At 42.9% G+C, this 12,311-nt stretch carries 10 protein-coding genes; 2 read left to right on the forward strand and 8 right to left on the reverse strand.

Features of this window, described 5'->3' with window-relative positions; genetic code table 11:
• The first annotated feature begins 60 nt into the window (after positions 1 to 60).
• Positions 61 to 828 (forward strand): IclR family transcriptional regulator, encoded by a 768-nt coding sequence (locus tag PF479_RS00315; protein WP_298001061.1) that lies wholly within the window; start codon positions 61 to 63, stop codon positions 826 to 828.
• Positions 829 to 1,299: 471 nt separating this feature from the next.
• Here PF479_RS00315 and PF479_RS00320 read toward each other — a convergent pair whose 3' ends face one another.
• From PF479_RS00320 to PF479_RS00355, 8 genes are all read right to left on the reverse strand, one after another.
• A complete protein-coding gene (locus PF479_RS00320; protein WP_298001063.1) occupies positions 1,300 to 2,385 on the reverse strand; it encodes a uroporphyrinogen decarboxylase family protein in 1,086 nt (361 codons plus the stop codon).
• Positions 2,386 to 2,395: 10 nt separating this feature from the next.
• On the reverse strand, positions 2,396 to 3,349 hold the full coding sequence (locus PF479_RS00325; protein ID WP_298001065.1) for an ABC transporter permease: 954 nt from the start codon (positions 3,347 to 3,349) through the stop codon (positions 2,396 to 2,398).
• Positions 3,336 to 4,844 (reverse strand): sugar ABC transporter ATP-binding protein, encoded by a 1,509-nt coding sequence (locus PF479_RS00330; RefSeq protein WP_298001067.1) that lies wholly within the window; start codon positions 4,842 to 4,844, stop codon positions 3,336 to 3,338. The genes PF479_RS00325 and PF479_RS00330 overlap by 14 nt, the downstream gene beginning before the upstream one ends.
• 88 nt (positions 4,845 to 4,932) lie before the next feature.
• A complete protein-coding gene (locus tag PF479_RS00335; protein ID WP_298001069.1) occupies positions 4,933 to 5,922 on the reverse strand; it encodes a sugar ABC transporter substrate-binding protein in 990 nt (329 codons plus the stop codon).
• Between the two features lie 169 nt (positions 5,923 to 6,091).
• On the reverse strand, positions 6,092 to 7,654 hold the full coding sequence (locus PF479_RS00340; RefSeq protein ID WP_298001071.1) for a response regulator: 1,563 nt from the start codon (positions 7,652 to 7,654) through the stop codon (positions 6,092 to 6,094).
• Position 7,655: 1 nt separating this feature from the next.
• The gene (locus PF479_RS00345; protein ID WP_298001073.1) at positions 7,656 to 9,452 is read right to left on the reverse strand and encodes a sensor histidine kinase; all 1,797 of its coding nucleotides are present in this window, start codon (positions 9,450 to 9,452) and stop codon (positions 7,656 to 7,658) included.
• Positions 9,449 to 10,417, reverse strand: coding sequence for a substrate-binding domain-containing protein (locus PF479_RS00350; protein WP_298001075.1), 969 nt, complete (start codon positions 10,415 to 10,417; stop codon positions 9,449 to 9,451). The genes PF479_RS00345 and PF479_RS00350 overlap by 4 nt, the downstream gene beginning before the upstream one ends.
• Positions 10,392 to 11,267: an NmrA family NAD(P)-binding protein gene (locus PF479_RS00355; protein ID WP_298001076.1), complete on the reverse strand. Its 876-nt coding sequence runs from the start codon at positions 11,265 to 11,267 to the stop codon at positions 10,392 to 10,394. The genes PF479_RS00350 and PF479_RS00355 overlap by 26 nt, the downstream gene beginning before the upstream one ends.
• Positions 11,268 to 11,454: 187 nt before the next feature.
• Here PF479_RS00355 and PF479_RS00360 point away from each other — a divergent pair.
• Positions 11,455 to 12,311: IS4 family transposase (locus PF479_RS00360; protein ID WP_298001078.1), on the forward strand; the 857-nt coding region annotated here is incomplete at its 3' end.

Raw genomic sequence — 12,311 nt, forward strand, 5'->3', positions numbered from 1 at the left:
TGTCAATAATATGAGACATCAGTCTCTCTGAGAGAGACACAAATAGGATTGGATAAAATAATGGAAACGTCCCAGACCATAGAAAAGACAATGCTCCTGCTGCAGACACTTGCAGAAAATGAACGAAGTACAGCCGCAGAAGTAACCAGGGCTCTGGAAGTACATAGAAGCACCACCTATCGGATGCTGAAATCTCTGGTTCAGCTGGGGTTTGTGGACCATCAGGAGGAGAGCGGTTTCTATAGTCTATCCTCAAAAATGGGAGACCTTCTCCACCCAAAATCCTCCTACACCTGGCTGTCAGAGATTGTGAGTCCATACATGGAAGAGTTCCACAGCAAGGTGAATGAAACACTGCATCTGGCAGTTCTTAAAAATAATGAGCTTTGCTATCTGAATAAATGGGAATCGAGTCGTAGCCTCAGAGTCGTCATCCAATCAAAAGCAGGTGGTTTTGCTCCTCTGCACTGCACAGGCTTAGGAAAAATGCTTCTATCAGGGCTGGATAGCCAGGAATTGAAGGAAATCCTTCCCAGGCTTACATTGATACGGTTCACAAAAAATACGATTTCAGAATTGGATACTTTTAGACATGAACTGCTGACGATTCAGAAAAGAGGCACATCTTATGATAATGAGGAACACGAGGAGGGTGTTTGCTGTATTTCAGTTCCTCTGGTCGATAAAGAGGGGAAAACAGTTGCAGCCATCAGCATCACCGTTCCTGGTGTTCGATTTACCCAGAAAAGGAAGGCAGAATTACTTGATGAAATCACATCTATAGGACATAAGATATCGAAAGATATCTGCAACCTGGAAAAGAATTGATAGTAAACATGATAAGATCTGAATCAATACACAGCGGTACTTTAAGTCCTGCATCCAGGATGTAAAAAAATAGTAGTTGAGGAAAGTGACTGGGTCATGATTTTCACCGGAATGTCAACTATAAAGAAGTCCTTTGTGTATTTTGTGATTTCAAAAATAATTCTTTTTCTCCCTGTAATTGACAGGCAAACCACCTGTAATCTGTTTAAAAGATCTTGCCTTCAAATGGAGTCTGTATCCCGTTTCTGAATTATTGCAAAGCGAACCCGAGACTGTTATTCAAAAAGTACAGATGCTATGTAATGAAACCAAAGGTTTACCATACATCCTGAGTGGTGGTTACGAAATTCCAGCAGCAGTATCTGATGAGGTCTTTCAAGCTTTTTGCAATGCTACAGGGAAATAATGATATTCTATAAAAACGGTTATTCATTGTGTGCCATGCCGGTATGACACACATTGATTAGAACATCAGGACCACTTCAAAAGCCTGTCCAGAATTGTCTTCTGCATCCCCCTGTCCGATTCAGAAATACAGAGATAGATCCCTTTGGGAGACATCTGGGAAATAAACTCTTCCAGTTCGGACAGCTCCAGATCCACGATGACACCCTTGCCGGCGTTCTGAATCTTCTTGATCAGAGGCAGCCACTGCATAATGGGTTTTTCATTACCGACACCTTGAACCCATTGGATGGCATTGATCTCATCCAACTCTAGGATAGAGTCAATATGGTTAGCAACACCCTTCCCGTCCAGATGGAAGATATTGTGCTCGAAGTGTTTCACTTCCCTCTTGATATATGGCAATGAGAACTCATCAAAACTAGGCTTTGAGATCATGGACCCCAAGTCACAGCTTGGGATATGCATGGTCTTGAAAGAGGGAATATTCATCCAGGAAACGGAGAGCTGTTTCTTCGCTTTCAATTTCCTGTGCATCATATCCATGATGCCCACAAAGGGCTTGTAACAGTTTTCAATCATCCTGTGCAGCCTGTCAGGATCATCGTACATATCCATGCATAATCCCGTTGTCCCTCTCAGAGCATCCAGACAGTCAAGGCTGGGGTGCATGTCGGTGTATCCCACCATGTATCTGTTTTCACACCTTTCCAGGGAATGATCAGTCAGCTCCATGAGCTTTGCCAGAGACTCGTTGTCCTCATCAAATTTGATCTTATCTGCATCCCCCTGGGAATGAAGGATGGGATGGACCCAGGAGGTAACATCCCCAAACTCAATTTCTCCCCCCAGCATGGCAGCATAGACATTAGGTCCAAGATTCGGCCAATAAACCGGGAAAGTTTCTCCCAGACAAGGTCCATCCAATGAAGCTTCAAAATGCTTGATCTGATATTCAACATCGTACCACCGGTCTTTGAGGCTCTTCCAGTTCTCCGTATCTTCAACAGTTTCGTATTCTTGATTATGAGCCGTAAATCGAACGGGTACCCGGTCTATTATTTCGCATTCATACCAGGCATAAATCCTTTTCATAGACTCTACAAAGTCCGGTTTATATTCCAGGTCCAGATCATAAAAATCCTGATTCATAAAAAATCTCCTATGCCTTGATTTTCTGTTTTTTAGAGAGGATATCAATGGAAACAGCCAGCAGCAGGACAAGTCCTTTCACGACCCGCTGCCAGTACTCGCTGATATTCAGCATCAGCATTCCATTGGCGAGAACACCCATAAACAGAACACCTATGATAACCTTGAAGAGTTTCCCTTCTCCACCGCTGACACTGACACCACCCAATACAACCGCCGTAATGATATCCATTTCGTATCCGTCTCCGGCACTGGGCTGACCACTGTTGACACGGGACATAAGGACAAGTCCTGACATGGCTGCCAGAAAGGCTTCCAGCATATAGACCTTATAGATGACAGCCTTGATGTTGACCCCGGAGAGTCTGGTAGCTTCCTCATTCCCACCGATTCCATACACACAGCGTCCAAAGACCGTTTTATTGAGAAGAATAATACCGGCAATGAAAAAGAACACCATTATGATGACAGACACGGGGATTCCCAAAAGATTTCCCTGGCCCAGAAACTTGAAAGAGACAGGCAAACCATAGACAGGCATTCCCCCGCAGATGAGGTATATGGCCCCTCGGAGAGTGGTCATCATAGCCAGGGTCGTGATGAGGGGGGGTATGGTGACATAATTGATGAAAGTCGCAATCACGGCACCGATACCAAGGGCAATAATGAAAGTAATAAGCAGAGCCAGTAGTATGGGAACTCCACTACTGAGCATCAGGGCACAGGAAACGGCTGATAATCCAATGACAGACCCCACGGAGAGGTCAATCCCTCCGGTCAGGATCACCGTGGTCATACCGACGGCGCAGATTCCGGTAATTGAGATTTGCCTGAGTATATTGAGCATATTATTGGTGCTTAAAAAATTTTCCGACCTGATTGAAAAAAAGGTAAACATAAGCAAAAGGGATAGCAATATCCCCACACTGGACCAATCTATATTCTTTTTATTAATATTTTGCATTTTCCACCTCCCTGGCAACCGATGCTAATTCCAGGATCTTTTCCTGTGTTGTTTCTTCTTTAGATAATTCACCGGTGATTTTTCCGCCGGCCATGACGAGGATTCTGTCACTCATACCAATCAGTTCAGGCATTTCGGAAGAGATCATAATGATGACTTTTCCCATGAGAGCAAGTTCATTGATCAGGTTGTAAATCTCCTGCTTGGCACCTACATCAATTCCCCTGGTGGGTTCATCAAAAATCAGGATTTTGCTCTCCATAAGAAGCCATTTAGCCAGCACAACCTTCTGTTGGTTTCCCCCGGACAGGTTTTTGACAAGTTGATCGCTGGAGGGTGTTTTTATTTTAAGAGACCGGATCTGTTCAGCACTGAGTTTGTTCTCTTTTGCATCAGAGATGATGCCCAGGGTTCCAGTCAGATTCTTCATATAGGCAAAGGAGATATTCTCTTTTATATTCATATGCAGCAAGGTACCCTGCTGTTTTCTATCCTCGGGAATCAAGCCGATCCCGTTCTGTACACCGTCTTTTGGAGAGTGAATCCCCACCTTCTTTCCATCGATCAGGATCTCACCGCTGGTCAGACGATCGGCTCCGAAGAGGACTCTAGCCACTTCGGTTCTCCCTGCTCCCACCAGACCGGCAAAACCCAGTTTCTCACCCTTAAATGCAGAGAAAGAAACATCCTTCAAAACAGAAGTATTCAGGTTTTTAACCTCAAGGACTTTTTCTCCTCTCTCCATTTCGATCTGCGGAAAAGAATGATCCAGATCCCGGTTCACCATCAGCTTGATCAGCTCATTTTTATTTGTATCTTTCACAAGGGATGTAGAAATGTACTCACCGTCTCTGAAAACGGAAACCTTGTCACAGATTTCAAAGATCTCTTCCAGTCTATGAGAAATGTATATGATGGCGATGCCGTCAATTTTCAGTTTTTCAACAATCCGGAATAAGTATTCAAGTTCATTGTTGGTCAGAGGGGCAGAGGGTTCATCCATGATCATGATTTTGACTGTTCTGGAAACAGATTTTGCAATCTCCACCAGCTGCTGGTATCCAACAGTCAAATCTTTGACCAGCATTTTGGGATCGATCAGAACACCAAGACTGTCCAGGACTTTTTTTGATTTCTTTTCTATGGATTTATAATCGATAAATCCTCTTTTTTTGTCATATCGATTGTAATAAATGTTCTCTGCAACAGAGAGATGATCAAATAGATTAAACTCCTGGTAGATGGCAGTGATTCCCAGGTGCAGCCTCTCTGCAGGGCTGCTGTCTTTCAGCTTCTGCCCCTCAAAATAGACATCCCCTGAAGTGGCTTCGATAGCACCTGTAATTATTTTTATAAATGTAGATTTCCCGGCTCCATTCTCTCCCACAATGGCATGAACTTCACCTTCTCTGAACCCCAGGGAAACACCCTTCAGCGCAACAACTCCGGGGTACTCTTTTCTAATCCCTTTGAGCTCTAATAAATAGTCATCCATGCTTTGTCCTTTCATACGATCAATTATAAAAAGAGAGAGAGAGGATAGAGCCCGGGGAAGGGATCACTCCTGCTCTCTTCATTACAGATTATTTGATGTATTCGCCGATATTGGCATCAGTTACAATTTTCATGTCAATGAGGATTTTTTCTTTTATAGGTCCGTCAGCAAGAACTTTCATTGCAATTTCAAGGGCGTCCCGGCCCAGTTTTGCAGGCTGAATATCGACAGTTCCCTGATACATGGTATCTCCGGCAATAAGCTCAAGGGCCTGGGGAAGTGCATCCAGACCTGTGATACAGGTATTGTTAATAGTATGATTTTTACGGGCCAGACAGGCTTCGTACACACCAAGGGCAGATGAATCATTGATTCCCAGGAAGATAGCTACATTTGGATTGGCAGTCAGAGCAGTTTCGGCCACTTTATAACCCGTATCTGCATCGGCAGCATCCTGCTCAAATACGTAGTCAAACTTTGCAGAACCTGTATATGTTTCTTCCATTCCGGCTTTCAGACCGTCACCGCGATCTATTAGGGAGGCAATCACATCATAGCGGATGACAACAACTTCGATTTCACCTTTCTTATTGAGAACATCTGAAATTGTTCCAGCAGCTTCTTTCTCATTGAGCCACTGTCCGGCAATGATCCCGCCATTGTACCCAAAGTCATATTCACTTGTACCGATAAAAGCAGAAGATCCCTTGACTGTCTGATTAATACCGATAACTGGAATGCCCTGAGCCTGTGCATTTGCAACGGCGTCTTCGGGTGCTTTTTCATCTACAGGGCTGATGAGAATAACATCAACCTGCTGGGCAATAAAGTTTTCAATATGAGCCACATGCTTGGAAGCATCAGCTGCCGCATCGGCGACTATAAGATCAATCCCCATATCTTTCGCGGCAACTTTCATGCCTTCCACAACGGATACGAAATAGGCATTTTCCATGCTCTGAACGGTATAACCGATCTTCAGTTTTTTCTCACCCGAAGCAGATGCATCAGACTGTCCATTTGCCATAACACTGAAAGTCATAAGGGTACATAATAAAACCAATAGTAATTTTCTCATTTAAAAGTCCTCCTGATATTTATCATTGACTGAGACTGTTCCCGGGATTAATCCGGCGCCGGATTAGTCCAAAAAATCATAAATCAGTACAAGATCTATGAAGACTTTAGCACCCAAATTTTCAAACGTGAATACAATATGAATCTATAATCTTTAAATATGATCTGATTTACCGGACAGTTTTAATATATCCCGAGGGAGTCATTCCGGTTTGCTTTTTAAAGGCTGATGAGAAATAGGTCGGATTATTGTACCCCACCATATAGCTGATCTCATAACTGCGGTAATTAGTATTGGACAGCAGAGTTTTGGCTTTTTCAATTCTGAAGTCTGTCAGATAATCAGTAAAACTCGAACCTGCAGCCTCTTTGAAAACAATGCTGAAATAGCTTTTACTCAACCCGACCTCTGAGGCCACCATATTGATCCTCAGCTCCGGATTTGTATAGTTTTCCTCAATGAAGGTGAAGGCGTTGATCATCAGCTGATCCAGGGAGTGGTCACTTTTCAGATTAAGAAACTCTGAGAGAGGACAGAGTTTCTCCTTGAGAAGATCCAGGCTCTCAGAACAGGTTTCTGCTGCCAGGATTTTATCAAGAAGATCCTTACTATCTCCCATTACATCCGCAGTATGTATGGACAGTTTCAATGCTTCACGTTCTATAGCAGCAAATATTTTGCTCAAAGTAAAAATAAATACGATTCTGGCTTTCTGACCGCAATTCCGGATACAAAGCCCGTACTCATCCATACACTGTGGCACAGCTTTAAAATTTCCCAGCATTGTCAGCTGGGCCAGTTTATCCGCAGCCGCTTCTGACCTGAAATCATACCCGTCACTCTCTGCTTTAAAATCACTCAGATAAAGGTCTCTTTTGGGTCCATGTATAAAAAACAAATCTTCAACCCGGAGAGCCTCCTGGTAGGACTGTGACAAGTTGAGAAATTGATTGACCGTACTTCCATTTTCAAAGAACAGAGATGACCCGTTTAAATCGGAGAAATCATCCAGCAGATTCTTTTTAACCTGGTCCAAATTCTCTTTAAGAGTCACTCGGCTTTCAGAGATGGAGAGGATCAGGATTTTTCCAAAGTGAGAAAGAATTTCAATTCCCGGAACCGGTTTTTTGTGAAGGGCCTGGCGGATCTGATTCAGATTCTCTGACCTTGTCCTGATTATTGTGACAGAAAAAGCCTTGTACTTTTCAACAGGAAGAAGAGTCTTATACTCCCGAAGCAGATCAGGATACCCCGGAATACCCGATAGAACCTGATTGTACATACTGATTGTATCATGACTCCTCTTTTCATCCTCAAGCCTGTCAATACTGCTGATTTTCCGGGACATATGACTCTTCAGATCCTTGTCCTTCACAATTTTCTGCATAACAGATTCAAGGCTCTCCAGATTGATGGGTTTTAGAATATAATCTTCCGCACCCTGTTTTATGGCCTTATGGGCATAAGAAAAATCATCATGGGCACTGATGATGACAGTGGCGATTTCAGAATCAAAGTTTTTCACCTTGCTGATCAGTTCCAGGCCATCCAGGTGGGGCATTCTGATATCCGTCAAAAGGATATCCGGGTGAAATGTTTTCACAGCATCCAATGCGATCTTCCCATCATCTGCCGTAGCCGCAATCTCAATGCCCAGCCGAACCCAGTCAAAATTCTCAGATAACCCCCGTAACAGGATTTCATCATCATCGGCAATAACTATTGTATACAAATCAAAGATCTCCCCTGATTCTCAAAGTGATTTTTGTTCCTTCTCCGATCTGGCTCTCTATACCCAGGGAGCACTTGTCCTTAAAAAAAAGAGACAGCCTCTCCTTCACATTCTTAAACCCGTAAGAACTTAAATCGTCCTGGTCGTCCATCACCGGATCGCCTCCACACAGTGGTTCCAGCTGTTCAGGACTCATCCCGGCACCGTTGTCAGAGATGATGATGACCACATCTTTCTTTTCTTCATAACCGTATATATGGATGAACCCGCCCTCCTGGAGGTTTTTGATGCCATGGTAGATGGCATTCTCCACCAGAGGCTGCAAAATAAGCTTGGGAAGGGGCTGGGTCATTATATCATCGGGAAGATCTATCTCATAGGACAATTTGTTCTTGTACCGCAACTGCTGGATAGTCAGATAACTGGTAACATTCTCAATCTCCTGCTGCAGACTGATGATGTCTTTTCCTTTGCTTAGACCGGTTCTAAGAAAGACTGTCAACGCCTGAATCATCCTGATAGAATCCTCAGACTCTTTCATCCTGATAAGCCAGATGATGGAATCCAGGGTATTATACAGAAAGTGAGGGTTGATCTGAGCCTGAAGCAGCATCAATTCATACTGTTTCAGCTTATTCTGCTCCTCATAGATTTTATCCATTAGTTTGGTAATATCAAAGATCATTTTATTGAAATCTCTACCCAGGACTCCGATTTCATCCTCCGCCGAATTGTGGACCCTGGCCGAGAAATCGCCTTTTCGAACCAGCGCCATTGTCTGGGAGAGTTCTATGATCGGATTTGTGAGAGACCTCGAAACACGGTAAGCCATAAGAGAGGAAATTAATATCAGTACCAGCAAAATAAAAAAAGAGAATACCAGGATGATGATCAGATTCTTAAACAGGCTTTTCTTGGACACGGTGCTGCAGTAGATCCAGTCGCTGATTGTTGAGCGTTTATAGGCAGTGATGGATGATCTCCCCTCCTTGATATTAATTTTTCCTGCACCTGCTGCGGTATCCCAATATTTGATTCCCGGACGGCTGACACGGACAAGTTCGGGAAGAAGATCTTTTTCCTGATAGCGGCTGATCCCTGTTTTTTCGAAGACATAGGTATCCTCTTCATCCACCAGATACAAAGTGGAGAATTTCTCCTCTTCAGATTGGTTCAGATGAGAAGGAAGCCTGATGTCCACAACGATAAGACCCAGAACTTCCTTATTCAGGACTTGTCGGATAGGAATGAGAAGAGGAACATGATTCTCGGGAAGGGTTTCTACCACAAGAGATCCTGACTGGGGACGGTACCAACTGAAACGACTCTGTTTTCTGCCATTCCTGTACCACTCTTCCTCTTTAAATGCACTGTCTATGAACATCTTATCCGCACTCTTAAAGAGCCCTCCGTTTTCAGCAATGATGTAGACTTCAATCATATTGGATGTATATTGGAGCATTTGAGTCAGTTCAGAGTTCAAAATGGTTTCATCCAGGTACTGTTCAGTCGGACTGTCATAGGTATGAGACAGGATTTCATTGATCAATGGATTTCTGCTGATGGTGTTTCCGATTTGATAGGCATCTTCCAGGAGAAGATCCATTTCAGTGGAAACCTGTTCTATCATTGAAACTGTATCAACTCTCAGACCGCGGACTGTATTGTTCAATAGATAAATACACAAAGGGATTCCGAAAAGTAAAATAGGGATGATAGAGAAGGCTGAAAAATACTTTAAAACCCTGTTCGCCAGCTTTGAGATTTTAAAGTGCCTGGAGACTCTTCCCATTTTCATGGTATCAGATCCCGGGCATTCTCTGCTGAAATGAAAGTGCTCTTCAGAACTATAGAATCAAAATCACTCTTATTCTCTATATGCTTCCGAATCATACTGAAAAGAGGGGAAATACCGTCTTCTCTATAAACCGTTCCGTAATAGGAAGTGGATAAAATGGCTTTGGCTGCATCCGTTGATCCGCCAATTGAAATAATGGGAATCTTATACCCTACTTCCAGCAAGGCATCCTGGACCCCCAGTCCTAGCCGGTCATTATGGGCAAAAATGGCATCAATGGAAGAACCGTATTTTTCCAGGGCTTCCCTCATATCGCTGTAGGCTTCTATTCGAGTGCCGCAATTTTCAATGACTGCGGCTATGTACAGATTTTCATACAATCCTAGCCCCTGCCGGAATCCCAAAGCCAGATCTCTTGTAACAGAAGAGAGAATCGGTCCCTGAATCTCAAGGATCTGAGTGGATTCTCCCATAGAAAGGGTTGAAAATGCTTCTGAGACAAGCGCCCCTTCTTTAACATGATCACAGGCAATAATACTGCTGAGAGATCCTGTATTATGGACCCTTGTCGTAGAATTCATAAGAATGGTCCCGACTCCCCTCTTATGAGACTGATCTATCTGATCCTCTAATCCTAGGGAGGTCACAGGAGAGATGATCAGGAAATCCGGGTCTCTTTCCAGAAGGGTAGTAATACCTCTTATCTGTCCTTTAAGGCTGTTTTCACTCCCTTCAAAAATAAATTGATATCCCGAATCTGCGGCGAATCGACTCATTTCATTGATGATACCGATACAAAGAGAACTGTCACGATTTTCAATTGAGAGGGCGATGAGGGGTGGAGCGCTTACCTCTACGGACATTCTGGTACAGCCTGTGAATAGAACCAGGAGGCATAAGACTGTGATTTTCAGTTTCAAAGAAGATTCACCTGCTCCACTAGTAATTTGAATGTATTTTACCATGGATTAAAACATCCTTGGAATCCTTGATAAACTCCTGAAGAGATCGGGGATTCCTTCCCAGAAGTATTTGTGAGGTAGGAGTAGTTACATCCCCCCGTCCCAGGCGGACTACAGTATAAAGGACCAGCATCACAAGAATCATTCCCAGCTTTCTACTCTTTTTCAGATGATAAGAGATAAAATGAATAGGACCGGGACTGATGAAATGGATAGGCTGACCCAGTTCATTGGAGAGATGCTCTGCGATTTCTCTGTGAGAGTAGCTGAGCATCCCGGTGATTGTATATGCTTTACCGATATGTCCGGTCTGCACAAAGATCCGAGCAGCGATTTCCCCGATATCACGAACATCGATGAAGTTGGTTTTCCCCTCCCCGGAAGGCACAAAAAGACACTTTTCATCCCGGATTTCAAGAAGATGAGTGGTCGTCAGATTCTGCATAAAGAAACTGGGACGGAGGATCGTATAAGGGATCTCAAGGGACATCAGATACTGCTCCACCTTGTGATGGGGAATTATTTTATTCCCTTCTGCCCCCTGTACAGAGAGAAAAACCACCTGCCTGACATTCCGGGACTTCAAATGATTCAAAAAGGGAAGCATATCCCTTTTGATATGGGAGATATGAGGAGGTCTCATCAGAAAGACCCTGTCCACACCTTCCAGACAGGGTTCCCAGGTAGTCTGATCAGTAAAATCAAAGGACCGCCACTCCACCCCTTCCCGGGCTTCTGGATTTTTAAAAAGGGATTTTCCGCCGATGACAGAAACTCCGCTTTTCAGGAGATATTTGACTACTTCAGAACCTACATTCCCCGTCGCACCTGTGACGAATATTTTAAAGTTCATTTCTCTTCTCAACCCTCAAAGATCTTCACTAAAGATAAAAGCAATTTAATTGTAAACTTTGTCACAGATATGAAAAAAGATCACTTTAAATCACAGCTGTCCAAGATAATTTGAAAGGGGTTTTATAAAGCCGAAATCCAATATATATTAATGGTGACTAAACGCATACATATAAAGGAAATCGGCTATGAGTCATCAGAATACAACTTTTCAGCAACTTCTTCAATTAATAACGAGACATGATTTTGAAAAATGGGTAAAGAAGCACCGCGGAGAGGCCTACACCAAGGGATTCAGTTGTTGGAGTCATTTTACTTCGATGCTATTTGGGCAGTTAAGTTCACAAAAAGGTTTGAGGGGAATTGAATCAGGTTTATCCATGAATAAAAATAATTTTTATCATCTAGGAATAGGCGCGGTAAAACGCTCAACGCTCTCATATGCTAATAATAACAGGCCACATGAAATCTATCAGGATTTATTTTATTCCTTACTTGGCAGACTGCATAACAATAAGAAAAAGCATAAATTTAAATTCAAAAACCCTCTCTACAGTATTGATGCATCAACCATTGATCTATGCCTGAATATATTTCCATGGGCGAACTTCAGACAGAATAAAGGTGGGATTAAGTTGCATGTCAAACTGGATCATTCCGGTTATATCCCTTCCTTTGTCTCTGTTACAGATGCCAAAGTGCATGAGATGAATGCAATACGAGAAATGCCAAGGAAAAAAGGAGACATTTTTGTATTTGATAGAGGCTATAACGATTACAAAGAGTTTTCAAAGTATTGTAAGGAAGGGATTTACTTTGTTACAAGGATAAAACGGAATGCAGCATATCAGGTGTTAAAAGAATGTGATGTTAATAAATATGAGAATATTGGATTTGATAAATACATCAAGATGACCGGAATAAAAACAGGGAAGGAGTGTACTCAGAGATTGAGAATCGTGGAAAGCTTTGATCCTGATACAGACAATACCATAGTACTTTTGACAAATCATTTTTCCTGGTCTCCTGAAACAATTGCTGGGAT

This window comes from Oceanispirochaeta sp. (genome assembly GCF_027859075.1).
Classification (GTDB): domain Bacteria; phylum Spirochaetota; class Spirochaetia; order DSM-2461; family DSM-2461; genus Oceanispirochaeta.

Coding starts and splice junctions, on each gene's coding strand:
- PF479_RS00315 (WP_298001061.1), top strand. CDS start 61: ATGGAAACGTCCCAGACCATAGAAAAGACAATGCTCCTGCTGCAGACA.
- PF479_RS00320 (WP_298001063.1), bottom strand. CDS start 2,385: ATGAATCAGGATTTTTATGATCTGGACCTGGAATATAAACCGGACTTT.
- PF479_RS00325 (WP_298001065.1), bottom strand. CDS start 3,349: ATGCAAAATATTAATAAAAAGAATATAGATTGGTCCAGTGTGGGGATA.
- PF479_RS00330 (WP_298001067.1), bottom strand. CDS start 4,844: ATGGATGACTATTTATTAGAGCTCAAAGGGATTAGAAAAGAGTACCCC.
- PF479_RS00335 (WP_298001069.1), bottom strand. CDS start 5,922: ATGAGAAAATTACTATTGGTTTTATTATGTACCCTTATGACTTTCAGT.
- PF479_RS00345 (WP_298001073.1), bottom strand. CDS start 9,452: ATGAAAATGGGAAGAGTCTCCAGGCACTTTAAAATCTCAAAGCTGGCG.
- PF479_RS00350 (WP_298001075.1), bottom strand. CDS start 10,417: ATGGTAAAATACATTCAAATTACTAGTGGAGCAGGTGAATCTTCTTTG.
- PF479_RS00355 (WP_298001076.1), bottom strand. CDS start 11,267: ATGAACTTTAAAATATTCGTCACAGGTGCGACGGGGAATGTAGGTTCT.